The organism is Gemmatimonadota bacterium (assembly GCA_026706845.1).
Classification (GTDB): Bacteria; Latescibacterota; UBA2968; order UBA2968; family UBA2968; genus VXRD01.
On the sequence record JAPOXY010000090.1, the window covers coordinates 1 to 26,688 of the forward strand.

General features: G+C 52.8%; 23 protein-coding genes. 3 read left to right on the plus strand and 20 right to left on the minus strand.

Translation table 11 applies throughout. From position 1 onward, the window contains the following. Positions 1-991, minus strand: a 991-nt coding sequence (locus OXG87_09025; protein ID MCY3869687.1) for a lysylphosphatidylglycerol synthase transmembrane domain-containing protein, incomplete at its 3' end; no start/stop codon positions are given. A gap of 73 nt (positions 992-1,064) precedes the next feature. After that, positions 1,065-2,573, minus strand: a complete 1,509-nt coding sequence (locus OXG87_09030) for a tetratricopeptide repeat protein (protein ID MCY3869688.1) — start codon at positions 2,571-2,573, stop codon at positions 1,065-1,067. A 57-nt stretch (positions 2,574-2,630) separates the two neighbouring features. Here OXG87_09030 and OXG87_09035 point away from each other — a divergent pair, with 57 nt between their 5' ends. Next, entirely contained in the window at positions 2,631-3,191 is a 561-nt protein-coding gene (locus tag OXG87_09035) for a hypothetical protein (protein MCY3869689.1), read from the plus strand. Beyond that, complete coding sequence (locus OXG87_09040) at positions 3,188-4,072, plus strand: DMT family transporter (GenBank protein MCY3869690.1); 885 nt, start codon at positions 3,188-3,190, stop codon at positions 4,070-4,072. Before OXG87_09035 ends, OXG87_09040 begins: the two co-directional genes overlap by 4 nt. 88 nt (positions 4,073-4,160) lie before the next feature. On the opposite strand, the gene OXG87_09045 is transcribed toward OXG87_09040, so the two are convergent. The 6 genes from OXG87_09045 to OXG87_09070 form a co-directional block, all read right to left on the minus strand. Further along, positions 4,161-5,540 (minus strand): sulfatase, encoded by a 1,380-nt coding sequence (locus OXG87_09045; protein ID MCY3869691.1) that lies wholly within the window; start codon positions 5,538-5,540, stop codon positions 4,161-4,163. A 12-nt stretch (positions 5,541-5,552) separates the two neighbouring features. Continuing rightward, positions 5,553-8,099, minus strand: coding sequence for a CehA/McbA family metallohydrolase (locus OXG87_09050; GenBank protein ID MCY3869692.1), 2,547 nt, complete (start codon positions 8,097-8,099; stop codon positions 5,553-5,555). 12 nt (positions 8,100-8,111) lie between these two features. Next, positions 8,112-9,980 (minus strand): 3D-(3,5/4)-trihydroxycyclohexane-1,2-dione acylhydrolase (decyclizing), encoded by a 1,869-nt coding sequence (gene iolD / locus OXG87_09055; protein ID MCY3869693.1) that lies wholly within the window; start codon positions 9,978-9,980, stop codon positions 8,112-8,114. Positions 9,981-10,121: 141 nt separating this feature from the next. Next, positions 10,122-10,898, minus strand: coding sequence for a phytanoyl-CoA dioxygenase family protein (locus OXG87_09060; protein MCY3869694.1), 777 nt, complete (start codon positions 10,896-10,898; stop codon positions 10,122-10,124). Positions 10,899-10,909: 11 nt separating this feature from the next. Beyond that, positions 10,910-12,046 carry a hypothetical protein gene (locus OXG87_09065; protein MCY3869695.1) on the minus strand — a complete coding sequence of 379 codons (1,137 nt, stop codon included), beginning with the start codon at positions 12,044-12,046 and terminating at the stop codon, positions 10,910-10,912. A gap of 16 nt (positions 12,047-12,062) precedes the next feature. Continuing rightward, positions 12,063-12,203 (minus strand): hypothetical protein, encoded by a 141-nt coding sequence (locus OXG87_09070; protein MCY3869696.1) that lies wholly within the window; start codon positions 12,201-12,203, stop codon positions 12,063-12,065. A 216-nt stretch (positions 12,204-12,419) separates the two neighbouring features. On the opposite strand from OXG87_09070, the gene OXG87_09075 reads away from it, so the two are divergent. Next, the gene (locus OXG87_09075) at positions 12,420-15,083 is read left to right on the plus strand and encodes a TonB-dependent receptor (GenBank protein ID MCY3869697.1); all 2,664 of its coding nucleotides are present in this window, start codon (positions 12,420-12,422) and stop codon (positions 15,081-15,083) included. On the opposite strand, the gene OXG87_09080 is transcribed toward OXG87_09075, so the two are convergent. The 12 genes from OXG87_09080 to OXG87_09135 form a co-directional block, all read right to left on the minus strand. Beyond that, the gene (locus OXG87_09080; GenBank protein MCY3869698.1) at positions 15,080-16,504 is read right to left on the minus strand and encodes a sulfatase-like hydrolase/transferase; all 1,425 of its coding nucleotides are present in this window, start codon (positions 16,502-16,504) and stop codon (positions 15,080-15,082) included. The two genes, OXG87_09075 and OXG87_09080, sit on opposite strands and share 4 nt — an antisense overlap. A gap of 19 nt (positions 16,505-16,523) precedes the next feature. After that, positions 16,524-16,700, minus strand: a complete 177-nt coding sequence (locus OXG87_09085) for a type II toxin-antitoxin system HicB family antitoxin (protein MCY3869699.1) — start codon at positions 16,698-16,700, stop codon at positions 16,524-16,526. Positions 16,701-16,703: 3 nt separating this feature from the next. Beyond that, positions 16,704-17,801: an aminotransferase class V-fold PLP-dependent enzyme gene (locus OXG87_09090; protein MCY3869700.1), complete on the minus strand. Its 1,098-nt coding sequence runs from the start codon at positions 17,799-17,801 to the stop codon at positions 16,704-16,706. A gap of 14 nt (positions 17,802-17,815) precedes the next feature. Next, positions 17,816-19,225: an Nramp family divalent metal transporter gene (locus OXG87_09095; protein MCY3869701.1), complete on the minus strand. Its 1,410-nt coding sequence runs from the start codon at positions 19,223-19,225 to the stop codon at positions 17,816-17,818. Between the two features lie 152 nt (positions 19,226-19,377). Further along, positions 19,378-19,686, minus strand: a complete 309-nt coding sequence (gene infA, locus OXG87_09100) for a translation initiation factor IF-1 (GenBank protein MCY3869702.1) — start codon at positions 19,684-19,686, stop codon at positions 19,378-19,380. A gap of 163 nt (positions 19,687-19,849) precedes the next feature. After that, positions 19,850-21,031, minus strand: a complete 1,182-nt coding sequence (locus OXG87_09105) for a hypothetical protein (GenBank protein MCY3869703.1) — start codon at positions 21,029-21,031, stop codon at positions 19,850-19,852. Between the two features lie 74 nt (positions 21,032-21,105). Continuing rightward, the gene (locus OXG87_09110) at positions 21,106-22,017 is read right to left on the minus strand and encodes a DUF3047 domain-containing protein (protein MCY3869704.1); all 912 of its coding nucleotides are present in this window, start codon (positions 22,015-22,017) and stop codon (positions 21,106-21,108) included. A gap of 38 nt (positions 22,018-22,055) precedes the next feature. Continuing rightward, positions 22,056-22,934: a N(4)-(beta-N-acetylglucosaminyl)-L-asparaginase gene (locus OXG87_09115; GenBank protein ID MCY3869705.1), complete on the minus strand. Its 879-nt coding sequence runs from the start codon at positions 22,932-22,934 to the stop codon at positions 22,056-22,058. A 29-nt stretch (positions 22,935-22,963) separates the two neighbouring features. Then, the gene (locus OXG87_09120) at positions 22,964-24,259 is read right to left on the minus strand and encodes an amidohydrolase family protein (protein MCY3869706.1); all 1,296 of its coding nucleotides are present in this window, start codon (positions 24,257-24,259) and stop codon (positions 22,964-22,966) included. A 17-nt stretch (positions 24,260-24,276) separates the two neighbouring features. Beyond that, entirely contained in the window at positions 24,277-25,044 is a 768-nt protein-coding gene (locus OXG87_09125; GenBank protein MCY3869707.1) for a glucose 1-dehydrogenase, read from the minus strand. Positions 25,045-25,063: 19 nt separating this feature from the next. Next, positions 25,064-25,483 carry a VOC family protein gene (locus OXG87_09130; GenBank protein ID MCY3869708.1) on the minus strand — a complete coding sequence of 140 codons (420 nt, stop codon included), beginning with the start codon at positions 25,481-25,483 and terminating at the stop codon, positions 25,064-25,066. Between the two features lie 41 nt (positions 25,484-25,524). Further along, positions 25,525-26,688, minus strand: a 1,164-nt coding sequence (locus OXG87_09135) for an ABC transporter ATP-binding protein (GenBank protein MCY3869709.1), incomplete at its 5' end; no start/stop codon positions are given.

A 26,688-nucleotide genomic window follows, 5' to 3' on the forward strand; every position in this document is an offset into this window, starting at 1 on the left:
ACGGCATGGCCAACCCATCAGTGCTCGACGCCATAGAACGCTCCCGCAAGCGCACCGCCATCAAAACAAATCCAAAAAACACCCAGAAAATTTTCCTGATACGCCGGATCAATGCAACGCCCAATCCCAATTCTGGCGTCAACCCCAACAATTGAAAAAGAAATACATGCCCGCTCTCAAAAACGCCGACACCAGATGGAATAAAGAAAAACGCCGTATTTATAATCAACGACAAAGACGTGAGCAAAAAAGCTGTCAAAAAAGATTGTGGCTGCCCCAACAGGCTGAGAATCGCATACACTTCAAAAGTTCCCAAAACCCAACTCAGCGTATGCAGTGCCATACACAGCCAGAACCCCAGGCGATTTTGCCGGTAAAATGCCGCAATCGTCCGATCAACTTCTTCAAACTTTTCGCGTCTCGACTCCAAAAAAGAGAGACGCAACTTCTTCAAAACATCCAGCAACCACACAGACGCCTTCTGGCGCTGAGACATATACGCCGCCACAATCCCAACTGTACCCAACACCAGAGCAGCCCCCAATCCAATCTGCACCTCTACTGGAAGCGGAAACATGCCCACGGCCAATCCCGTGCCAATCAGCGCAAAGACCAGGCCGCTCACCAGTTCAACCGTCTTATTGATTACCAGAGAAGGAACGCCCTGCGTCACAGAAACCCGATCGCGCAACATATACGCTTTGGCCACCTCACCGCCCACGTGAGAAGCCGGTGTAACATTTCCAACAGCTTCTCCCGACAACTTTGTGCAAAAAAGTGACCAAAAATGCGGGCGGTCGCCATTAAAACACATCGCCCATGCCCACGTATTGCTCACATGCCAGCCCAGTGCAATGAGCAAAACAGGTACATAGCCCCATCCCATCTGCCGCACCTGCGTCCAGGCGGCGATAATCCCCACCTCGTAAATCAACACCGCCAGCAGCGTTAACCCAATGCCCCACAACATCACCTTGCGCGCAGTTTTCATTCGCTATCTATCCCAAAAGAAACGGCGACCAAAATGCGCCGCCGTTCGTCAAAAAGTGTCTTCCAAAACACCGTCAATTAATCCGCATAATCACGTGATAGCCCAGAGGGGTTTTGACAACCTCACTGACTTCATTGGGTTTGAGCTTCATCACTGCGGCTTCAAAATCCGGATGCAAATCGCCCTTAGAGAAAAACCCCGTACTTCCGCCATTTTCTTTTGAAGGATCAATAGAATAACTCCTCGCCAAAGCGGCAAAATCTTCTCCGGCTTTGAGCTTATTCAAAATTTCTTGAGCTTCGGGCTCCGTCTTCACCAGAATATGCCGCACCCGCATCTTGCCCGCCTGAATCGACTTAATAATATCCAGATTCCCCTGTGCGTCGCGCAGCGTACTGGCATCCTTGCTTTCGGCCATTGCCGTTTCATACGCTCTTCGCGCCTTGTCAAAATCTCCCCGAGCCGAATAAATAAACCCCAGATTGTTGTGAACCTCAGCATCTTTGGGATCATTCTCTAATGCCTTCTCGTAAATCACGCCTGCAGAATCGACCTTCTCTTCGCCCAAATACAGCAATGCCAACCGCTTATAGGGTGCAATCCACCTGGGCGCGCGCGAAATACAGGTCAACAGCTCGGCCTTACCCTGTGCAATATCGCCCTTAGCCACATAGACTTCTGCCAGCCGAAATCGCACCAAATTGCCATCGGGCGCGCGTTCCAAAACGCCCAGCATCTCGCCAATACTGGCGTCAAAATTACCCCTGGCCGCGTACAACTGGGCAAGAGCATCGCGCACCTCGAGATCATCCGGGGCGAGATCGCGCACCTTTTCCCACGATGCCTGTGCGATATCCAGAGAATCCACCTCTGCACTCATAAAACCGAGCGCGCGATACACCGACGGATCTTCTGGCGCAGCCTCAACAGCCTGTCGATATGCCGAAAATGCCTTCTGTGTCATCCCCAGCGCGTGAAAAACCCCACCCCGATTAACCATCAACATCACATTGTCTGAATTGGCAGCAAGACCGCGATCCATAACGGCAATTGCATTGAGTGTATCGCCCACTGCAATATGGACCAGCGCCAGAGATTGATACGCCTCGATAAAATCGGGACGGCGTTTGAGTGCCGCTTCGAAATCGGCAATAGCTTCTCCGGGCTTACCCAGATCGCTATTCAAAGATGCGCGTTCTGCCAGAAGCAAAGCGGGTTCATCGCTTTGCCCAATACCCCGATCCAGTGCAGAAAGAGCCTGAGAAATTTTGCCCTGTCGAGCAAACACCAGCGCCAGATCGCGATATCCGCGAACAGAACCCGGTTTAATCTCCACCACCTTTTGAAAAGCAGCCACCGCAGCGTCCAATTGCCCGGCCTCTGCGTAAAGCGTACCCAAAAAACCGTGCGCTCCCACACTATCGGCATGTGCCTCGGCAAAAGCACGCGCCACCTCGAGAGCGTCGTCAATTTTGCCGTCGCTGTAATGCGCCTCAATCTCTTTCAAAAAATCCCGCGCATCCACAACCGGGGCCTGAAAAAATATCATAGCCCATACAAAACACAGCATCCACCGTTTCAAAACGCAACCTCCATCCTTGACAACAGCAACACAACACAATATAATCACTTCTCACCTATGAAAACTCTAAAACAAAACGCCGTACCACTCATAGCCTTTCTAATCGCGGGAAGCACGGCAACGCTCGCTTACGACCACTTGCACTACGTGATCCCCTATGTGATCTTTAAGTATCCCATCGCCATTGTCGTGCTCTACGCATTTTTTCAGCTCATCGCATTTGCAGAGCGTCGCCGCAGTGCCCAACTCGACGAAGTGGGCTTGCTTCGACCTCTGCGCGACGGCGCATTCCTCGTATGTCTGCACGCACACCTGCGCGACCTCGGCATAGACCTGAACCTTTTATCGTCGGCATCCAGCATGCACCTCGCCCTGTTGTCCTGGGCGGTCGCCCTCATCGGATATTATGCCCTTGAGCAACCCGGGGGACTACCTGGTCGCACAATCGATATCCTGTCCTCTCCTGCCACGCGCATCACAGTCTGCCGCGGACTCATCATCTCGGGACTGATAGGGGTAATCGGCACATTCGCGGCAATTGTGCAACCCCTCTGGCTCGTCCTCCCCCTGCTTCTGGTATTCATTCGCGCCTATCTGCGTTCCGGAGACGGATCGTGAACGTACAGAATGAACGCCTCAACACCCGCGCCGCCCTGCTCAACCTTTTGACTGCAATCCTCTGGGGTGGCAATTCCGTATCCATCAAACTCGGGCTATCTGGTATTCCGCCGCTTTGCCTCGCCGGCATGCGTTTCTTGCTCGGCGGACTCGTCGTCTATATTTGGACGCGTCCCCTGAAAATCGACCTGAAACTCAAATCCAACGAACACCGAGGCATTGCTGGCCTCATCTTTCTTTTTCTCGCGCAGATCTACCTGCTCAATGCGGGAACCGATTACACCCTTGCCAGCCGCTCGACCATCTTTATCTCGGCCTATCCCTTCTTCACCGCCTCGTTTGCACACATCTTTATACCGGGTGACAAAATCAGCACGCGCAAAATGACCGGCATGGTATTGTCTTTTCTCGGCGTAATACTCATCTTTGCCGAAAGCCTATCACTTGGCGAACTTCAACATCTCCTGGGCGACATCCTCGTGCTTGCAAGTGCCGCTCTCCTCGGCGCCCGCCAGGTTTATCTCAAGCGCCTCGTCCAGAACATACACCCCGGAAAAGTCTTGATCTGGCAATCCGCCCCCAGCGTACCCATCTTTTTTTTCCTCAGCGCACTATTTGAAACACAGGCCATTCAACTCGATATCCTCGTCCTGAGTGCCGTTCTCTATCAGGGCCTCGTCGTCGCGGGATTCTGCTTTATCCTCCTCACCAGCCTGCTAAAACGCTATTCGGCCAGCCGCCTCTCTGTTTTTGGATTCATCACCCCAATCGTCGGCGTCATCGTCAGCAACCTCTTCCTCGGCGACCCCATCTCACCCGCCATTCTCCTCAGCCTCGCACTCGTGGGCATCGGCATCACCATTGTCAATACATCACAGTAAACCTCTCCCAAAACAACAGCCTATCAATCTATGCGGTCTCATTATACGCCGCAAGAAAAAACTGATTTCAAAACCCAATGTACGCGCTCTACTCGAGCCGAATATCTGGCAACTCAAAATCATCGCCCGTGTCTTCAATCCACTGTGCGAGGCGCTCGTGGCACCGCTCCTTCTCCTTCTGGAAAGCCCTGTTATAGACGTAATTCGCCTGCTCATACGGATCATCCGCCGTGTTGAAAAGCAACCAATCATTACCCGGCGTACAGGCGTATTTCCATCCATCTCGCATCACCACAGCCCGCCACGCCTTGTTCACAGTGTGCGAATGCATCTTTCGGGGAATCTGCTGCAAATACGCCGAATCGGGCTCTGCATTTCTACTCGATTTCCCCTTGAATTCGGCGGCATTGCCGGAAATACAGTGACCCGAATAATCGAACCCGACCATACCTTCGGGAACAGGGATACCACAAAGACCCAGCGTCGTAGGTGCAATATCGACGTGATTGATCACCGCATCGGTAGATCCCGTATTCATATTAGCACCTCCCCCCACCTTGCCGATAATAAACGGAATGCGGATCGACTCTTCCCACGGAGATGATTTGCCGGTCTGCGCGTGGCTCCACAACATATCGCCGTGATCGGAAAAGAAAATCACATAAGTCTCCCGATCAACACCCATATCTTTGAGAGCCATGCGGATCCGCCCCACATTGTAATCCAGATTCTCCACCATCGCGTAATATCCCGCATGATCCAGGGCTGCCCGCTCGCGGATCCGGGGAACAACCGGCACATTGCGCCGAAGCTGAATATCCGACGGATGAATCCGGGGCACACCGCGCTCCGGATTGGTAGGCGGCACAAAGGGACTGTGCGGCGGCTGCACTGAAAGTACAGCAAAAAACGGCTGATAGTCTTCTTCATCACCCACATGATCCACAAGATGGTCTAAAAACAAGGTCGTCAAGCTATCGGTTTCGTACCCGTCCAAACGCTGGGGCGTTTCGCCCTCCGAACCATAAACATAGCACTCGTTCTGATTGTTGTTATTCTCATACCCCATCCAGTACTGAAAATTTCCCCTGCGCTCGGGAGGAACACAGTTCTCCCGCGCATTGGACCCGTCCAAATGCCACTTGCCGACATAAGCCGTGTGATACCCCGCATCATTAAAAGGCATAGCAACAGTTGGAATCGCCGGATCCAGCGGAGATGGCGTCTGCGTCACGCCATTCTGATGCGGATAAGTACCCGTCATTAGCGCGCCGCGAAAAGGCGAACACCACGGCGCACCGGAAACCGCACAGTCAAAACGCATACCTTCACGCGCGAGATTGTCGATATTAGGTGTAAACACATTGGGATCGCCCCGATAGCTCAATGCGTGTGCGCGGTGTTGATCTCCAAAAACCCAGATTACATTGGGCTTGCGTACAGGGCGAAACGAAAATTTTTCACTCATAAAAAAACCTTTCTAATGCTCATGTCCATGCCCGTGATCGTGCAGGGGCGTATGATCGTGATAAATACCGTGCTTGTGCATCTGTTGGTGCAAGCGATTGTGCGCGGCCTCCAGCGTGGCGCGCATCTGTTTCAGACGCCTTGCCTCGGGTCGCGGAGCGAGCGTATCCAGATAGGCAATTGCCCCTTCGATTTGTTCCAAAACCGTCGTAGCATCTGCTTGTGAAAAAATTGGCCTCCCCTCCACAACCACCTGCACAGCACTCGTGTGTGCGGCAATCTCGCCGTGCCGTCCCTTATAACTCCCGCGCACCCGCAGTGCGATCCACGTCGAATCCTCCACCCGTACCTCTGCACTCCCCGACGCCGACAGGCTCTTATCCACATTCACCTGCTCATGCGTCAGCCCGCCCACAACGATCTCGACCTGATCAATCGGCAAACGCACCGACGCCACCTCCCACGTCACATTGACCGTCCCGCCAGAGGAGGGCAACGCCACCCGTGAACCGGGAGCCATTCCCTCCACCTGAATCTCTGCAAGCGGCCCCACCGTCACAAACGTATGGCCTGCCTTTGTCGCCGCCATCCAGTTCTCATAGCTAAACTCGCGATCTCCCAGATGCGTATAAGTCCGCACCCCGCCAAGTTGCGAGGCAGCCGCCATCTTATCCGACCCGCCCACAACAGGTATGTCGTATCCCAAATTCAAATAGCGATACCAATCGGCAATCCCATAGGGATTGATCTGCGCATTGTGGGGATTAAACGTCATCATCTCCATCGCGTGGATCAGACCCAGCACAATATCAGCCGCGCGTTCGCACTGCGGATTTGGGCCGTGTGGCATCACCACCAGACCACCCTGATCAATACACTGCTGCGCCCACTCGGCCATCGTGACTTCCTGCGCATCTCCCAGCGCGGATTCCGACGGTCCCCCCGAACACAGCGGATGAATCATAAGCCCCGAATAGCCCAGCAGCGAAATATGTCCCAGAACCTGCATGCGATTCTCGGTTCCAACGCGCACGAGAAACTCGCCATCCCCACCAAAATCCCGCGCGCCAAAAGTCGTCTTCCCATCAAAATCCGACACATTGCTGAACATTTCACCCCACTGGCTCGCCAGCAAATTCACCACATTCACGCCCTCGCCCTCGCCTTCCAGAAGCGCCGTTTGCGGACTCAAAAAATGCACATGCGTATCGGCAGTCACCCACCCCTTTTCCCGCCACTTGAGCACGCGATCAATCTCAAAAGTAACCACATCAGTATCGGGACCAACCGCGAACTTCTCGCGGATTGGCGCAATCTCATATCCCTTCTGGATATCGACATACACATCGCCCAGAGGCAAGTCTGCCACGCATTCTCCCGGGATATAACAATACTGATTCAACCCATTGACGTGCTCGCCGTAATTGTCTTCAAACCAGTGTGGATTCACCTTGCGATGATACCCCTTCGGTGGCAAATACTCCCCGGCTTCGCCGTGCATGTGCAACCGTACAGCAACCGGCGTCTCTGTCCCTTTCTCCACCACGCGAATTGCGACCGGGCGATGCGCGGGCTGAACCTCGGCAATCTGCTTTGCACCTGCCAGATCGTAAGCCTGCGCCTCCCCATCCCCCTCCACATAAAGCTTCCCCTGCGGATGTGCGATATACTCGACAACCACCTCAGAAGAAGACCGTTCGGGCTGCACATCCACCTCCGCGCTCAACCAGCGTTCCGCATCGTAATCCAGCACAGCCCGCGCAGACATCACCACACCCAGATCAATATCGATATCCTCAAGCTCGCCATTCCCGTTCAACTGCGCGCCCTCGGGCAATTCCAACTTCAATTTTTGGCGCACACCCGGTCGCAACGGATGATCGGCGACCTGTGTATGCGTGATCCCTATCACCAGCGACCGCTCGTTCCTGGGGACCAGTGTCAGATGCCCAATGGGCTTCTCCGGATTGGGATTGGGCAACGCATAAACCCACAACTTTGCCTGTCCACCATCTCGCCCCGAACTGTGCCGCGTCTCGGCGCGACCATAAGCCGATGCAGGACGCCGTCCCAAACCGTGTTCGTCCGTAGCCCCCATCACAACACCGGGTTTAGCCGCAGGCATCGCTGCAAACGCACTTGCCCCCCACCCAATACGGGACTGTTGAATCGCAAACCGGCGCAAAATGCGCGTCGTCTCGGACTCGCCATCTGCATATTCCAGCACATAATCCGACACGTGATCGCCGAGATCATTGCCATCCATAGCAAAATCGGCCAGCTCCTCCTGATAATTACTCACGCGATTCTCGACCCCGTGTAAAAACACCACATAGCTCGCCTTCACACCGCCCATATCAACGCGCGCAGCATCGCGGTCGAGCAATATACCATTCGGTTTGCCTGGCGCACCCAGATTAAATGGCATACCCAGAACAGATTGCCTACCATACATTGCACCCAAATCTTCGCCACCAAATCCATCTAATTGCACGCGATCCACATTGTAATGTTCCGCCAGCGAAACAGGCGTAAAATGTTCAGATGGGGGAATATTCATAATGCACCTCATTTATAAAAAATACCGTTCCTTCTTCACCATCACCTCAAACTCCTCTCTCGCCTTCTGCACCTCTGCCACCGTCGAAACCTCGGCAACCGGCACATCCCACCAGCTCTCGTAGCCCGGCACGCGCACCTCGCGATCAACCTCCACCGCAATCACCGTCGTGCGATCTATAGTTCGCGCCTCTTCAATCGCCCTCATCAGACCTTCTTTGCCTTCGGGCCGCAACACATAAGCTCCCAAACTCTCGGCATTTGTCGCCAAATCGGTCGGCACATTCTCGCCATCCAATTGCCCGGTCTGCTCATCGCGCATCTTATACCTTGTCCCAAACTCATGCGCGCCCACGGCATCCGACAACCCCCCGATACTCGCAAAACCGTGATTGTCCAGCAGCACAATATTCAGCTTAATCCCCTCCTGCACCGCCGTCGCAATCTCCTGCGCCATCATCAAATACGACCCATCCCCAACCATCACATACACCTCCCGGGAGGGATCGGCCATCTTAATACCCAACCCCCCGGCAATCTCGTATCCCATGCACGAATATCCATACTCGAGGTGGTACCCCTTGGGATTGCGCGTCCGCCACAACTTGTGGAGATCGCCCGGCATACTGCCCGCCGCACAAATCATCACATCCTCAGACGCCGAACCTTCATTCACTGCGCCAATCACTTCACCCTGACTCAAAATGGGCCGATGCCCCAAATTGTAAATGCGATCCACCTCGGCCTCCCACGCCTCCCGAAATTCGGCAACCCGCTGTGTCACCCCCCCCGACACGCGATACCCTTGCACCGCTTCTGTCAATTCTTCCAACACCACCCGCGCATCGCCCACCAGCGGCAATGCCCCGTGTTTGGCCGCATCAAATTCCGCCACATTAATCGCGATAAATTTCACATCCGAATTTTGAAACGCCGTCTTTGAAGCCGTCGTAAAATCGCTCAACCGCGTACCAATAGCGATCACCAGATCTGCTTTCCGCGCGACAATATTCGCCCCCGGTGTACCCGTCACGCCCACCGCACCCAAATTATTGGCGTGATCGTAATTAAGCGACCCCTTGCCCGCCTGTGTCTCGCCCACCGGAATGCCCGTCTGCTCCACAAATGCCGCCAGCGCATCTGTCGCCTCGCTGTATAACACTCCCCCGCCCGCAATCACCACAGGTTGCACACTCTCCCGAATCCACGCCGCGGCTTTTGACACCAGATCGCGATCCGGCCGGTTGCGCGGCACCACCCACACCCGTTTTTCAAACAACGCTTCGGGATAATCAAACGCCTCTGTCTGCGTATCCTGCGGACAACACAGCGTCACAGCACCCGTCTCAACAGGCGACGTCAAAACCCGCATCGCCTCGGGCAATGCCAAAATCGCCTGATCTGCCCGATTCAACCGATCCCAGTACCGCGACACAGGCTTAAAACAATCATTCACGGAAATATCCTGCGACGCATTGGACTCCAACTGCTGCAACACAGGCGCCACATTTCGCCGCGCAAAAATATCACCCGGCAGCAACAACACCGGCAAACGATTAATCGTCGCCGTTGCCGCGCCCGTCACCATGTTCGTCGCCCCCGGTCCAATTGACGTCGTACACGCCAGCGTACCCAACCGATTCTTCATCTTGGCATAAGCCGCAGCCGTATGCACCATCGCCTGTTCATTGCGCGTCTGGTAATACCGAAACTCATCGCGATACTCGTGCAATGCCTGACCGATCCCGGCCACATTCCCATGCCCAAAAATACCCGACATTCCCGCAAAAAAGGGCTGTTCAATCCCATCGCGCGAAACGTACTGCGCCCTCAAAAACTGAACAATCGCCTGTGCCATTGTCAATCGTCGCGTCTTTGCCATGTTATCCCTCGTGAATAAATGCGAATCTACGAATCTGCGAATCTACGAACCCCGCCTATCCTCCCAAAGCATGTGCTGACATGATGTAAGTCAGTATCAGTGTGTATCTCCATTCGTCTATTCGTCTATTCGTCTATTCGTCTATTCGTCTATTCGCACATCCGGCCGGTCATGCACACCAGGAGACGCCAAAATCCGCTTCTGTTGCTCAGTCAACCCCTCATAAACCGAACCATCGTACCCCTTCGGCGCGGAAATCAAATGCCCCGGACCGTATTTGTAAAGCAACACCCTGCGCTCGTGATCTGCCCGCCACGGCAATGTGCCGTGCACCAGAGCTTCCGTAAAAAAAATCGCATCCCCCGCCTTTGCCTCTGGCTGAACAACATAGTGCGGAACCCGCTCAAACCGCTGCACATCGCGCGGCAAATCCATTCTGAAATTGCTCTTGTGGCTACCCCGCACACAGGCAAACCCCCCATCCCCTGCATTGGCGTCTGACAACACATACGTCAACACCGACAAACCACACTGCATCACGCCATCTCGATACCTGTAATAATGGTGAAACAAATTCGGCTGCCCGCCGTGCAAACTGCCTCGCCTCCCATTCTTCATCATAAAAATGGCATAATCGTGATCCAGGCGGAACTTTGGCCCCAGCAAGTCAACGAGATAGGGCAACACTTTGGGATGGTCGATTAAATCCCTACACGCCACATCCCAATCCACAATACTCGGTGCGCGGCGCACACCTCTGGCATTGCCAAATTCATCATCTGCCTCTGCATCCCCGTAATCCCTGGGAAACGCTCGATCCGCCACTGCATTGAGCACATCCAATTCCTCGCGGCTCAACACATCTTTAATCACCAGATACCCGTCGAGATCAAACATAAACTTCTCTTCTGGGGTCATATCGCATTCTCCTATCGATAGGGCAATGGCCTGGGATCAAGCCATTCTACAATTCGATCTTTAATCGCCCATGCAAAAAAGAAATTTCCGCGCGGCGTATGATGCCCAATATAATACGGCTCCAAAAACGCCTGCACACCCCCCCGATATGTCGCGTACGCCTCCCGAAAAGCATCGCGCAAATCGATCACCGGCACATCCTTTGTCGCTAACCAATCCAAAAACGTCTGGTCAAAAAGCGGCTCACCTTCCAATGCCCGAGCTATATTACTCGAACCAAATGACAAAATCACCAGCAACTTTTTCCCATTGGCCTTTGTAAATGCCTCTGCCTTTTCAATCACAAATCGCGTCGCAAACAAAGCCGCCTCGGTATGCAAGCTATAGACCTCGGCATCCGATCCCGCATTCTCGAATTCTCCCCCCATACTCTGCGCCATAGCCGACGCATCTTCCGCACTGCCTCTGCGCGCCATAACCGCGTGCAAAATCGGATCGTCGCCAAAAGTCTCCCACACCCAATCCGCATCGCATAACCGATAGAGTTCCTCGGGCGTCTTGCACAAATTCTCGCGCTCTTCCACAGTTCCACTTTCCAGATTCACGCGCAAATGCGGCAGCGTAAACCGCCCCTGTCGCCCCATGCGGATGGACCGCCACGCATCCAAATTTCGAAAGTGATCGTCGTCCCACACATTCAAAATCACGTACTCGGCGGGATACTCCCTCTCCACAATCAACATTCGCCGATACGCCTGATACACACTGTGCCCACCAATGCCGTAATTGCGAACAGGTTCCAGCAGATGCGCCGCCAAATACTCCTGCCACGTCTCCCCATTGCTCACCTGATCGCAATGCGTAAAACTATTCCCATACGTATGAATGCGACACGGGCGATCCGCATAATTGACCACCTGCCGCGCACCGTCTTTCTCATAAGCGTAAAACCCGCGCGAATCATCCACCCCACCCCCGCGAAACCCATCGCAAACCACCCATCCAATCTCGGGATCAAACGCCGACTGTGCATTATTGCACATAATCCGCGCCAACTCTATCGGCACATCTGCCTTCGCAGGCGTCACAAAATGATCCACCATCTCGCGCGTCGGCATAATCGACTCTAAATATTCGCGTCCCGTCATTGCAATATCCTCATATCTAGGGATTTACAAAAACCCCATTGTGAAACGCCACATCATCGCCAACACGCACCAGTTCCGGATGCCGAATATCGACCAGCGGATCAAAATGAACCGACTCGCCAATCGCCTTAAATGCCGATCTATCTATCTCAAACATAAGTGTTCCCCTCCACACACAGATTAATCAATTACAGGACGTGATGCAATGGTATTTGCCTCTGCATAAAGCCCGAGTGAAATTCACCACTACCTTCTTTTTAAAAATTCCTCATACCATATGCTGCTACCGGAGAATCCCTGTTGTCTGAGGAAGATTGCCTACCTATATTTCGGCATTGCCGCGCCTCATATCACAGTAATTACACGAGGTTTTATGAAACAACTTTTCCTGATGTTTTTGTTTTTCGCGCCTGCAACCCTGTCTGCCGCCGTGCTCAGCGGCCAGGTGCGCGATGAGAAAACCGGAGAATCGCTGGTCGGCGCAAATATTTATTTGGAAACGCACGCGGGGGGGACAGCCACAGACCTCGATGGAAATTTTGCGATACCCAATGTCAGCGAAGGTAGCCACACGCTCGTCATCAGCTTTGTGGGCTATAAGGAATATCGCAATACTATCACAGTAAAAGAGGGGATGGGTGCGTTGGTTGTGGCGCTAATGCCCGAAGCCGTGCAGTTTGAAGAGGTCGTTGTGAGCGCGCCGCGCGCCAAATTGCGCGAAACGCCCATTGCGTTCTCCGATGTGCCAAAATCCGATATAGATCGCAAACTCGGCTCTCGCAGCCTGCCGATGCTTTTGAACGATACGCCGGGCGTTTATGCGACCGAGCAAGGCGGTGGCGATGGCGATTCACGCATCAATGTGCGGGGATTTGACCAGCGCAACATCGCCGTCATGGTCAATGGCGTGCCAGTCAACAATATGGAAACCGGGTGGGTCTATTGGGTTGACTGGGATGTTCTCAGCGATGTAACGTCGTCCATACAGGTGCAGCGCGGATTGGGTGCCTCAAATTTGGCCATAGCCTCGGTGGGGGGCACGCTGAATATTGTTACCGATGCCGCCCGTCAACAGCGCGGGTTTAAGATCAAACAGGAAGCCGCGACCAGTGCTTATTACAAAACCACGGTCAATTTTTCATCGGGCTTACTCAATGAAAAAACCGCGCTGAGCGTGGGCATTTCACGCAAAGTTGGCAATGGCATACCCGATCAAACGTGGACAGAAGGATGGGCGTATTTCGGAGCATTGAGCTTTTTGGCCTCTGAAACACACAAATTCGAGTTGTTTGTCGTGGGTACGCCGCAACGCCACGGGCACCGCCTGTTCAAGCAACCCATTGGCACTTTTGATGCCGATTACGCGCAGTCTCTGGGCGCTGGCGTAACAGATGCGAAAAATTACGGGGTCAATTACAATCCCAACTGGGGATATTCGCCGTTTTCATCTTATCGGGAATTTTTTAACGGCAAGGTGCGCGACGCACGCGACAATGCGACCATTATGGAACGCGAGAACTACTATCACAAAACACAAGCCAATTTGAACTGGTATTGGATACCCAACGATAGGTTTGTTTTGTCCAATGTCTTTTATTGGGCGCGCGGCAAGGGCGGAGGCCTGGGGCGCCTGGGCGTCAATCCGGGAACCCGGGCAGACGGCAGCATCGACTGGCAGCACGCAGTAGATGAGTTAAACACGGAACCCGCATCACGAGCCAATCCCAACCTGGTGCTTGCAGGCGAGGTCGGAGCCTTTGAGATTGCGGCAAAGACCATTATGCGAAACACGGGTAGCCTGCAATACTATTATGGATATTTGGGCACGGGCGAATACACTCTAACGCCTGCCTATAAGCTCGCCTTTGGCATTGATTTGCGCGGCTATGAGGGACAGCACTGGCGCGAAGTGCGAAATTTGATAGGGGCGGATTATTACGTTTTTACAGGAGACAGCAATGCCGCGACTTCTGTTAAACGCCTTGGAGACAGAATCGCATATCACACCGATGGTCTGACGCGCTGGGGAGGCGGGTTTGTTCAACTTGAAAGGCAGGTGAACGACTTTACGGCATTTTTGAGCACATCGGCATCCATAACAGCTTATAAACGCATCGACTATTTCCGCGCCAGGGTCAATGGAGAATGGGATCAGACAGATTGGAAAAGCTTTGGAGGCTATACGCTCAAGGCGGGAGGCAATTACAATATGACCCCTACGGTCAATGTGTATGCCAATATAGGCTGGCTTTCAACAGCCCCCAAATTTGGATCGGTTTATCACTACGACAACAGCCTCTACGATCCCACCTTCAATGAAAAAGTGGCGTCTTTTGAGTTAGGCGCAGGCTATCTCAAACGCGGGGTAATAACCGGAAACGTAAACTTCTATTACACCAGATGGATCGACCGCTCGTGGCCCAAGAGCGTTTACAGTGCAAAACTCGACCAGAACTTTCGGTTTTTGCTCAGCGGCATTGACGCTCGGCACACGGGTATAGAGTTCGACGTCAAGGTGCGCCCCCATCCCAGGTTGGAGGTGCGCAGCATGGTCTCACTCGGCAACTGGGAATGGCTCAACGATGCGCGCGCCACATTTTTTCCCGAAGAAGATCCATTGGTTGCAGACACGTTTCAAGTCTATGCCAATGGATTGAAGGTAGGCGACTCGGCGCAAAAAACCCTTGCGCTGAGCAGCACAATATTTCCCATGCGCGGGCTTTACACCACGCTGAGCTTGAGGCGCTTTATGGATCACTACGCCAAATTCGATCCCGCCAACCGAACAGATCCCAATGACCGCCAGCAATCGTGGCAGGTGCCAAATTATAATTTGGCTGATCTCCACGCGGGTTACATCCTGCCCGGCAATACATTTGGCAATGGCAAAGTAAAACTGCAATTGCACATCTTCAATTTGTTCGACGCGCGCTATATTTCCGATGCAGACGATGGCGACAACCACGACGCCTCAACCGCGCTCGTCTTCCTCGGTCTGCCCCGCCGCTGGAATATTTCGTTATCCTACGATTATTAATGAGCCAGATGCTCATCAAGGGCGGCGCTTAGCCGCTGAAAGACCTGAGAAAATTCAGCGGCGACATCGTCCCTCTCATTGCGCTGTAGATCGAACAGCAACTGGGGACGCTCGCGCTGAAGGCGCTCCGTCTCGTCGGACGGCACATGCATCGGTTCGAAAACATCGCCCCCAATGCGCTTTGCCGGATCATAGCCGCGAACCAGCTTGAAACGCCCGTCGAAGACCATGCGCCAGGCACTCAGACCGGAAAATACCAGATCTCGATGCCTGCGCGCTCGGGCACCGAGATAATTGACAAGAGAACGGCTATCGAGATCGTCACCGGGTGTCAGGCCAGCCCAATCGAGGAAACTGGCGGTCAGGTCCAGCGTCGTCATCGGAGCGTCGTCGCGTCCGAAAGCCCCCACGCCCGGACCAGCGATCACCAGCGGAACCCCCACCGAGGCCTGTAGGGGCGACAACTTCTGCCACTGGTCGTAATCGCCGAGCATCTCGCCGTGGTCGCTGGTGAATATAATGACAGTATCATCGAGATCGCCGCGCGCGCGCACTCGCGCGACGAGGCGCCCGAGGCAGGAATCGAGATGTTCGACAGTGGCCGCCCAGTTGCGACGCACCTCCTGGTGCGTCTCGGGCGCGATATCCTCGGTGTTGAACAGGGGAAGAGGAAACTCCACGGGCGGCTCGCGGTACCATCGATGCATTGACTCGGTGATATCCCACGGATGATGGGGATTCTGCAGATTAACCTCCAAATACCACGGCCTGTCGTCAGGCGCCCGATCCAGAAGGGTGAGCGCATTATTGGTAATCCAGGTATCGAAATACGCATCGTCGGGAAGTGTCGTCGGGAAAGTAGCTGTCCACACACCCTCCCGGCTTCGGCGCGCGTAATCGGCAATGTGCTCCTCTGCCAGGCCGCGCGCGTGCAAAAACGCCATGTACGCATCCTGAGGCACCATCTCGTTGTTGCGCATCAAAATAGTCGCCTGATTCAGCCCAGCATTGAAAATAGCATCGGAAAATCCCCATGCCTCCATGCCCTGGCGTCCATCGACACCGCAGTGGAACCTGGGCGGACTCCCCGATTGGTTATTGCCCACATGGTGTTTGCCAGCACCCATAACATAGTATCCGGCCTCGTCGCGCAGGCACAGATGGTACTTGAACATATTATCGGGCGCATAAGTATTGTTGCCCCAAACGCGCGTGCGGTCATATTCCTGCCCGGCCACCAGGCAGGCGCGCGACGGGGCGCAAACAGGCGACGGACAAATTGCGTTGGCGAGCCATACACCGCGCTCGGCGAGTTGCCGCAGATGCGGCGTACGCACCGGAATATCGGGGTTCATCTCGACCCACTCAGGCCGCTGCTGATCCGTTTGGACAAAAAGTATGTTGGGACGTTTGTCCGGCATGCGCGTTCACCATTTCTTTTTAAAATAATGCTTCTCTACCAAACGTTTCAATATGGAACCGAATAGCAGATTTTACATCTGCCAATGCCTCTTCATAAGTATCTCCCTGCCCAACGACGACCCCCTTCAATCCAAGCGGATATCCCACATAACCATCGGCATATCTCTCAACGATAATTCTAAAATTTCTCTTCATGTTTTATCTCCTATCCCCCTCCAACACCTCACGCAAACGCCTTGCAACAATCACATCCTCACCCTGCTCCATCATATACGGCATCACTTCCACCCCATTTTCATGCGTAAACATCTCAATGCGCGGATCGCCATCTGACAACTGCTGCTGGACCTCCTCTGGCGCAATCGGCAAAACTGTGCGATCCCAGTGAACCTCCAGAATAGGCGCCACATTAGACCGCCCGGGGTCTCGCACCCGCCTCGTCACCGACGGCAACTCCGCAACCGCACTGCCAATCACCTGTAACCATTTCTCCCACTCTGTCCACTCGGCATCGTGATCGCGCAGCACCCACTTCTCCACCGCAGCCAGCAGCCCCATCACCTCCTCCTTGCCCGCCTTCATCGCCCGCCCCAGCGAATGATGCGGCGCGCCATTGGCAAACGCCGCCTGCAAAATATCCTTTCGCCCCAACACTAACCCCGACGACTGGGGGCCTCGCAAACACTTGCCCCCGCTATAAGCCACAACATCTGCACCCGCTTGCAAATACGTATTGGGCACATCTGGTCGCTCTGCCGCGGCATCCACAAATACCGGCACACCCTTGCGATGACAAATCGCCACCACATCTTCAAGTGGAATATCGCTATGATCCGTTTGATCTCCAAAAAACGCAAACATCGCCGTGCGATCATCAATCGCTAAAGAAAGCGCATCGTGATCTTCCACCTCCACCATCTCCACCCCCGCCGCCCGAATCGCATGCGTATAAATATGCAAATGCCCCGGCTGGTACAACACCCGATTCTTCATCCCCGTCGTATCGGGCAATTGTTTGATCTTATCCGGATCATCACCCGCCACACACGCCGACGTCACCTGCGTCAGCGCCGCCGCGCATCCATTTGTCACCAGCCCCCACTCGCACTGCATCAACTCGGCAATACGCGCCCCCACCGCATCCATCAACTCATCCAAATGCACATACGCCTTTGCCGCCTCCATCATCGCCTCGCACACCTCGGGCAACATCAGCGAACCGCTGATAATCGTATATGTTCCGCGACAGTTAATCAACGGCCGCACACCAATTGAACGATAAGTAGGAACAGTCATAGTCGCCCTCCACATCAGGCAAAATAGCGCGTGTACAAAATATAAATAGCCAGACCAATCATCAGTAAAAAACAGAACCACAACAGCAGATCGGTCTTCAAAGACGGTTTCAGGCGTTGATCGAGATGTCTATAGCGCAAATACAGCGTTCCCCCGGCAATCAGAGGAAACTTAATCGCCCCAAACAAATGTCCTATAGTCAGCATCCAAACCGGGTTTTGAAAAAAGAAATACGCCAGAGAAGTCACCAGAGGGGACACCACCGCCCAAATGCGCAAAATGCGAACCCGCGTCTTGTAATCATTGCGCTCGATCAAACCCATAACAGACATGCCATCGGCAAAAATGCGCACACCACCACCCAGACCGGATATCGCCGTCGAATAAAGCACAAAAAAAGCACCCACCATAAACAACCAGAACGCCCATTCGCCAAGGGTCTGCGTGTACATATTGGAAAGCACCGGAATCGTCTCCAATCCATCGGGTTGTTTATTGAGTCGATACAACACCCCTGCGCCCAGCATATAAAACGGAATCGTCGCACAGGTCAGCAACCCCAGCGTCAAAAGCACATCGGTCTGCATCACCCGAATCCATCCCCTCGCGCGCTGAACCCAGGCATTGGACTGATCTGCCGGTCCCGAAAAACGCGCATAGCCCTTTTCCACACACCAGTACGTATAGGCCATCTGTTCTCCTGATCCCACCCCGGTCCCGCCATACATCGCCAGCGCTGCCAACAGCGCAAAAGCCGGAAAACCAAACGTCAGCCCACCGCGCACCTCTTCCCAGGTAATCGCATATTCGGTCAACTGCAACAAAACAGCACAGGCGATCGTGATAAACGTAAACATAACCACCAGAACCGTCATCAGCCTTTCGAGAAACCGATACGTCCCGGTCAGAATAATCACAGATGCCGTACCAGCCAGAATAACCGTCCACCACTCCGAACCGAGAGAAGGCAGCGCCATGTGAATCGCCTGACCAGCCCCACCGTAAATACCACCGCTGATCAACTGCCCGGGAATAATCCAGAGCAACCAAAAATAGATGTACCACGACACTTTCCGCCCGTTAAACGCGGGCAACTTTCCGGGCAATCGATTAAAAGCGTGTAAAAAAGGTTCGCCAGAAGCAACCGAAAAACGCGCCAGTTCCGCCTGAACAATATTCTTGCTCCAGCAACTCACCAGCACAAACCAGAGCATTGAAAATCCAACAATAGAACCCAAATTCGTCGTCAAAATAATCTCGCCAGAACCCACCACAGACCCCACGAGAATCAGCCCTGGACCGAGAAACTTCAGCGTACTGCGAAGCCCTTGAGGAGGTTCCTGAACCGCCCGTGGATCCAGCGCGTAGAGATCTGGATTTTCATCTTCTCCCGATGGTTGTACAGTTTTGGATTCTTCCGGCATATACCCTCCCTTTGAATTGGCTTATCCTGCAAAAACAAAAAGCCACCCGGTATGCACAGCGCATTTTCAGGCAGTCCCATGCCATTGGCGCTACTGACATCGTGCTGTGCGTGCGACTTGCGGGTGGTTATTTACGTATCGATTTTGAGTATTTAACGGCGGCGACGCGACCTGCTGCGTCCACCGCGACCGGGACGCCTGCTCCCGCCTCCTTGCGTACTCGGAGGGGGTGGCCCGCCCGTTCCAGAATCGCGGAATGTAATGCGCCCCCGGTTCAGATCATAAGGAGAGGTCTCAATCGTGACGGTATCGCCCACGACAATGCGAATATTAAAACGGCGCATTTTGCCCGACGTATAACCGAGAATCTGATGCCCTCCCTCAATCTCAACCTTGTATTGCCCATCGGGCAAAATATCGACAATCGTTCCTTCCAGTACAACTTTTTCTTCTTTTGCCATAAAACCTCCAACTATGGGATGGATAAACTCGTACCTTACACAATTTGGGATGCATTAAGTTAAAAATGAAGCCCTAACTTCAATAAGATATGAGAGAAAATTTATGTCCACAAGTATTTTTGACACGCGACCAATCTCTAAATTTTTCACACCCTCACACAACTCAAAAAAGGCGATAGCTCAGAGCAAAATGAAGACTTTGTCTGAATGGCGAACCTTCTTCTTTGGAAATTTGCTCAATAGCTGTCAAGCTAATCCTATTTTCGACAAAAAATACGAAACTGATATTTGAAATATGTCTAAACTTCGCATCTTGATCGCGCTTTTTGTTAATGTGGAGTGTATTGGAACTCACAAAAGCAATTCTGTTGGTGATCTCATAGATAAAATCGACATTCTGCCGGATATTATACTCTCGCCTGAAATAGTCTCTCTTGAATGGCGTATCCAATTTGAAATCCGTGTTGACCTGTATCTGCCAACTGATAGGTCGGGAATACCGAATATTGACCGCCAGAGCAGGAGGAGGGCGTTCTGTGTCTTTATCCCTGGTCTGCAATTGATACTGAACCCCCGCATTGACATCCCAACCAAAAAACCGGTCGCTGATCTGCTCCTGTGTAAGTACCTCGCGCATGCGAAAGAGGCCAACAGGACCGATATTGCCGCCCCCGGTCACAAGGCCAGTTTTGTCGATTTCACTGCTCATATCTTCGTACCAGTAGTGCAGATAGGTACGATCGCCGTGAATATTGCGGTACTCATCTTCTTTTTCGATAATTTGCCCAAGTGCGATCATCGTGTCTTTGGGCAGAAAATCGCTAATAACGCCTTCTTCAAATAAAAAGTCTTCGATACGCACGGCTTTGCGCAGGGCGGTGGCATTGATAAATCGACCATAACCAAGACCTAAAATGACATCACTCTGCGGACGATCAAAGCCCTTACGCATCAAAGCATCTGGACTGACAAAATAGAAAAACTTATTGGTTTCCCGAAAATACTTTTGAACCTGTATATCGAGATTCATGTCATAGGTACCCGTGCGCTCGGAACCTTCAAATGAAAATTGGCGAAAATATGAAGCCGAACTGAACGCATCGATAAAATACGCAAAAGGCAGAGAACTGTAGAACTTCTTGTACACAAGGCCGATTTCGCCCTGTTCGTGTATAACTTCTTTGCCCTCAGTCGTAAAATTAAAACTCAACACGTCAATGCGTAGATTATCTACCCGGCTCACCGGCACCTGGTAGTCGGTAACCGAAACATTTTGCGCCTCTGCTGATGCTATAACCAGCAGCACGACAAGCATACTTGCCTTTAATAGAGATTGTGCATTCATGAGCAGCCTCCGCGTTGTGCTATTTGTCAGGCCAGCATATTGTCCCCAGGATGAACGAGTATGATATCCGTTCCTCATTCTGTATCCTCCGGATTCACTTCAACTGTGGGCCTTGGAATAATGAAGGTAATATCATCGTAATCCGCTGCGACAACCGTCTCCGTATTATCCGAATCGGTGAGCAGTGCTAAAAAATCGACTGGACGGGGATCACCACCGAACAGCCGCCGATAGTCTTGATATGCATCCACTTCTTCCCAAATCCATTTTTTTGAATCATCTGTACCGCTACGCAAAACAATGGTATATTGATTCCAACCCTTAATGACCGTGCCTTTGGGAAGTGTTGCACTCCAAATATATTTAAGCCTTTTGGCAAACATATTTGTTCCAAAGACCAGACGCACCGCAGCGGCACTGTCATTTTTGTCGTCGTCGGTTTCATCAGACCCTTCGGGCAATTGGTGTACGCGCCAGCGCCAGCGCAAATTTCGGAACAAACGCAAACTGACGTTGATTTCTCTGCCTCGAAACGTGACCTTTGCTTCTCTTCCAAAATCTACGGCACCGCCTTTTGTTTTCGCGCTCAGATAATGATTATCGACTTCTCTTAAAATCCGATAGTAAACATTTTCTTTTCTTGTTTTGCTATATCGCCGGCCCGATCGCCCCTGCCAGATCTCGTCGGGATAAGAATTCAAAAAATGAGGATAATCAAAAGCCTCAAGCACACGAGTGGAATCACCTGCAGGCGTGACCCAGTGGGCAGGGGGCTGCGACGGATCTGTTATTTTAAGTATTGTCGAGGGATCGAGACCTGGTTTGAGCGGATCAGCCATTACAGGATCAACAGCCGTAGAATCAACAGATACAGAGACAACCGGTTGGACACCCGTAGAATCGGGATTGGCAGCAAAGCATATGCTGTATCTAAGATCAATAACAAATACCGCGAGCACGCACAGCCTGAAAACCAGGTTTATCAAGTATATGCTGATAAAGTCAGTATGGGAACGCAATCCCATCATCCAACCCCGCCGTGACCAATAAAATACCGGCTTTTGTAAAGTTGATTTTCCACATTGCTGGTAACAGCCGATAGAAACCCAGAACGGGCTGCGGCAGCACCCCAATTGCCATATTTGTCAATGGCAATATAGGCCATCTGATAGGGGCGCGCAGAGGGAACGCGCGCAATGAGATATTGTACAACAGCTTCGCAGGCTTCCTGCGGTGATTTGCCATGCCGCATGTGTTCAACAATAGCAAACGACCCGCAGGTACGAGTAATTTCCTCACCGCGACCAGTGGCTGCGGCAGCACCTGCATCATTATCCGCATAAAGCCCCGAGCCAATAAGCGGTGAATCGCCGACGCGACCGGGCAACTTAAACGCCGCGCCACTCGTAGTACAGGCCGCCGCGAGATTTCCCTGCTGGTCAAGCGCGACAAGGCCAATGGTATCGTGGACATCTGCGGGAGGACCTGTTCGCTCCCTCTTCCACTTTTCCCAGGCTCTTCGCCCGTGCTCTGTAAGCATATTGCACTCTTCAAAGCCCTGTGTTCGCGCAAACTTCAAGGCACCATTACCCACGAGAAAAACGTGATCGGTTTTCTCCATCACGCACCGCGCCACAGCAGTGGGCGTGGCAATATTTCTAAGCCCGGCTACCGCACCATAACCGAGGGAGTGCCCGTCAACAACCGCGGCATCGACTTCGACCTCACCCTCGGCATTGGGATACCCGCCGAACCCAACGCTCTTGACCTCCGGGTCGCGTTCGGCCACCTCAGCACCCCGCACAACAGCATCGAGCGCAGAGCCACCGTTCTTCAAAATTTTCCAGGCGGGCTGATTAGCAGACAGACCAAAGCGCCATGTGGATATAACAATGGGAGACATCGCCTTCTTTCTATTTAAGAATTTTTCATCTATTCTCCCATCGCCCGATAAATCGCATTTCGCGTCCCATCGAGGTCAAAACACTCGTACTGATTGTCGTACATCACCCGCGAAGCAATATGCATCGCCTGCGATTCGGTCAGATAACCTTCTTCCACTTCGGCCTCGAGGGTTTTGTCAAGCCAGAAGCGGGTTTGAAATGCGTAGGCAGCGGCACTGGTGGGCCAGCGCGTATCGCCGCCAAAAACAAAGAGCTTATTGATGGGAGCACCGTGGATAAATCGGCGGACAAAATCGCTTGAAGCGTAGGGATTAATAGACCATGCCCAGCACAGGTCTGCCCAGACATTTTTGTAGTGCTTGGTCAGCGCGATGAGTTCATCGCTATAGGGATAGGCAATGTGCATAAGCACAAAGCGAGCGTCGAGATACCTGGCCAAAAGCGCGCAGAGATTGCCAGCTTTGATGCGGTCAACGGGCATGCGATTGTTGCCGGCGTAATAGCCCGTATGGATTTTGAAGGGCAAATTGTGTTCAATCGTCAATTCCACACCGCGTGCCCAGCACCAGTCGCCAAGGCACAATCGCATAGACTCGGAAACATTGTTATTCGAGCTAAGCGTCGCGTAAAGCGCGCGTTCGGCATCGCCGCGGGCGCACGCTTGCCAATTGAGGGTGCGATTGTACGCATGTTGGGCTTTAACAGCAATCGCACAAGGCGCGTGCTTTTCAAATATCGCCTCCATCGCCTTCTGAAGAGAATCGAGATCAACAACAGCAATACCAGTATCTTCGGCAATAGCTTCCTGGTCTATCTGCCCACTGCAAAACCCCGCCCACGAGAGATCGTAAAGAAAAAAGTCGGGACCTGATTCGTCGGGATCACAGGGCCAGGAAGAATCATCGGTTTGAATATGATCGAGATTTGCGACTTCGCGCAGCAAATTGTAGCGACCGCCGGGAGTACGCAGTTCGGTCAGTTTTTCCTGTGCGGGCGCGAGCACATCGGGTGTGAGTTCGTCAAAACCATAAACATCGGTGACAATGCGCCGCACGGCCTCGCCATAACCCGTGTACTGCGTGGCCTCCCACGCTGCGCGAACACCTTCAAAACGCCCGGCAAGGTCTGGATCTGACGCATCTGTGAGACGACGCAGAGCTTCCTGCGATGCACCAGCCGTAATGAGATCCGCAGGCACATAATTGCCAAAAAGGTCCTGTAATACATCGGGACCATCGTCGATCCAATCAGGCTCCCGACGCAGGTGTTCGTGCGTATCGCACAGCGCTGTTTGTTCAATATGTTCAGACAAGTTGGTAGTCATGGTATTTATTCCTTTTATCATCTCGCAACTTTCAACCAATATCCCCCATCCACACTCAACACTGTCCCTGTAATATAGTCGGCAGCATCGGAACAGAGAAACGCGGCGGCATTGGCAATATCTTCGGGCGTGCCCAGGCGCTTCCAGGGCAGCGTAGTAGCAGCCTCGCGGATTTGTTCTTCAGTCGCATATTGACGCTCGCCGGGCGTATCGATATACCCTGGCGTAATCACATTGGCGCGAATGCGGTGATCGGTGAGCTCATTGGCAATAGTCGCAGACATCTGATTGATCCCTGCCTTTGCCGCATTATAGGGCAACGAGGTCGAAAAGGGAATATTGGACAAAACAGAACTGATAAAGAGAATCGCACCCCCTTCGCCCTGTTTGACCATCTGGCGGCCGCCGGCCTGAGCCATGTGGAAAGCCCCCCAAAACGTGACATCAAGCGTGCGTCGTGCGCCATCCATTTCCAGATCGAGAAAAGGCTCGCGTTTGCTATAATACGCATTGGAAACCACAATATCGAGACGCCCAAATTGCTCAACCGTTGCGGCGACCATCGCATCCACTGCATCGCGGTCAGAGACATCTGCGCCATAGACGAGCGCGTCAGACCCCGCACTGCGAATCTCTTCAACGACCTCCTCTGCCTCGTCGGGATGCGTGCGATAATTGACCGCGACCTTTGCGCCCGAACGCCCCATCTGAAGGGCAATACCGCGCCCAATACCGCGCGACGCGCCAGAAATAAGTGCGACCTTTCCATCCAAATTGATATTCATAGAGAACTCCTTATTCAACTCACCCCGCGGGCAGACCCGTACCCGGCCACTGGTCGTCGCTGGAAGTAATATCCACAGTGATACCATCGGGATCCTCTACTTTGAACGCACCCTCTTCGAGCTTATCCGGAGCCAGGGGCTCTTTACCGCTCAGACCGTCGGAAAAAATCTCGTAACCCATATCCGTCAAACGCCGCGCCGCAGCCTCCAGATCGGGAACCCGAATGCCAATATGCAAATAATCCAGCATCCCGCTGACATGCTCTGGGCGGGAAGGCCCATTATGCTGAAAGAGGCGGAAATTGTGATACCCATCGGTAAGATCGTAGGATTGACCTCGATTCTGAACGAGACTCAAGCCCAGACCATCTCGCCAGAAGCGGATGGTCTCATCAATGTCTGTGGCGCGCACGCCAATATGAACAAGTGTAGTAGCCATAATAGTATTCCTCCTGTTGAAGTGTAACCTGCCTGACCTCCTCACCGCTGATCCCACAATTGACGCATCTCCGCACTCGATTCGAGTAACTCGTCCAGCGTCCCCACGCCCTCGACACGACCATTTTTCAGAACGACAATTTGATCTGCGCGGCGAAGCGCGGGGCGGCGATGAGAAACCACGAGACAGGTAGCCCGGCGGAGTTCAAAAACGCGCCGCCAGAGAATGCGCTCAGTTTCGACATCCAGCGCAGAAGACAAATCGTCAAAAACCAGAAGTTCGGGATCGCGAATAAACATGCGCGCGGCAGCAGTGCGCTGAATTTGACCGCCTGAAAGTTTGACACCGCGCGGCCCAACAATCGTATCCAGACCGTTTTCAAGGGTAGAAATATCGGTCTCCATAACACCATTGTAAAGCGCGTGTTCGAGTGCTCGATCATCGGGCACCCCCAAAAGAATATTATCGCGCAGAGACTCGCTAAAAAGGTGTGGAATCTGCGGCGTATAAGCACAGCGCGGAGGCGTAAAAAAAGTTTTGGGATCCGCAACCTTCTCACCATTCCAGTAAATATCCCCATTCACAAGCGGAAGAACACCCATAAGCGCGCGGATAAGCGTGGTCTTGCCCGATCCGATTTGCCCCGTAATAACCGTAAACGATCCAGCGGGAATGACCAGGTCAATATCGTAAACACCATTTGTGGATTTGGGATAAACATAAGTCATATTGCGAATGGTAAGTGCGTTGAGCCTATCCGATTCCGCACGGGATGGCAACGCCAGTTCATCGGGTTCTGCATTGAGATAAACATCCGTGTGTTGAGAGATGCGTTCGCGGGGAATATCTTCAATAGTATAAGCCATCCGAAAATAAGAAACTTCGGCGCGCGTGTGATTGGTGAGAATGGTCCCGAGCAAAGAACCACTTCGGGCAACCTGACCGACATAAGTGGCAAAAAGAGCCATATCGCCAACCGTGAACGCGCCCGACTTCATTTTTTCAGCCACGAGAATCAGGATAACACCCGTGGCAATATGCCCCAGGTTGAAATTGATCGAACTCAGAATTTGAGTGAAAAGATTGTCGATAAGAGTAGATATGCGGCGCGAATCATTGAGCCGTCGAAAATGGTCAATCACATTGGCTTTTGTGGTAGCAACTTTGACAGCGAGGATAGATTGAAACATCTCGTTGATAAAATT

Coding starts and splice junctions, on each gene's coding strand:
- OXG87_09035 (MCY3869689.1), top strand. CDS start 2,631: ATGAAAACTCTAAAACAAAACGCCGTACCACTCATAGCCTTTCTAATC.
- OXG87_09080 (MCY3869698.1), bottom strand. CDS start 16,504: ATGCCGGACAAACGTCCCAACATACTTTTTGTCCAAACGGATCAGCAG.
- OXG87_09085 (MCY3869699.1), bottom strand. CDS start 16,700: ATGAAGAGAAATTTTAGAATTATCGTTGAGAGATATGCCGATGGTTAT.
- OXG87_09075 (MCY3869697.1), top strand. CDS start 12,420: ATGAAACAACTTTTCCTGATGTTTTTGTTTTTCGCGCCTGCAACCCTG.
- OXG87_09050 (MCY3869692.1), bottom strand. CDS start 8,099: ATGAATATTCCCCCATCTGAACATTTTACGCCTGTTTCGCTGGCGGAA.
- infA (MCY3869702.1), bottom strand. CDS start 19,686: ATGGCAAAAGAAGAAAAAGTTGTACTGGAAGGAACGATTGTCGATATT.
- OXG87_09115 (MCY3869705.1), bottom strand. CDS start 22,934: ATGTCTCCCATTGTTATATCCACATGGCGCTTTGGTCTGTCTGCTAAT.
- OXG87_09065 (MCY3869695.1), bottom strand. CDS start 12,046: ATGACGGGACGCGAATATTTAGAGTCGATTATGCCGACGCGCGAGATG.
- iolD (MCY3869693.1), bottom strand. CDS start 9,980: ATGGCAAAGACGCGACGATTGACAATGGCACAGGCGATTGTTCAGTTT.
- OXG87_09095 (MCY3869701.1), bottom strand. CDS start 19,225: ATGCCGGAAGAATCCAAAACTGTACAACCATCGGGAGAAGATGAAAAT.
- OXG87_09105 (MCY3869703.1), bottom strand. CDS start 21,031: ATGAATGCACAATCTCTATTAAAGGCAAGTATGCTTGTCGTGCTGCTG.
- OXG87_09060 (MCY3869694.1), bottom strand. CDS start 10,898: ATGACCCCAGAAGAGAAGTTTATGTTTGATCTCGACGGGTATCTGGTG.
- OXG87_09120 (MCY3869706.1), bottom strand. CDS start 24,259: ATGACTACCAACTTGTCTGAACATATTGAACAAACAGCGCTGTGCGAT.
- OXG87_09125 (MCY3869707.1), bottom strand. CDS start 25,044: ATGAATATCAATTTGGATGGAAAGGTCGCACTTATTTCTGGCGCGTCG.
- OXG87_09070 (MCY3869696.1), bottom strand. CDS start 12,203: ATGTTTGAGATAGATAGATCGGCATTTAAGGCGATTGGCGAGTCGGTT.
- OXG87_09090 (MCY3869700.1), bottom strand. CDS start 17,801: ATGACTGTTCCTACTTATCGTTCAATTGGTGTGCGGCCGTTGATTAAC.
- OXG87_09045 (MCY3869691.1), bottom strand. CDS start 5,540: ATGAGTGAAAAATTTTCGTTTCGCCCTGTACGCAAGCCCAATGTAATC.
- OXG87_09130 (MCY3869708.1), bottom strand. CDS start 25,483: ATGGCTACTACACTTGTTCATATTGGCGTGCGCGCCACAGACATTGAT.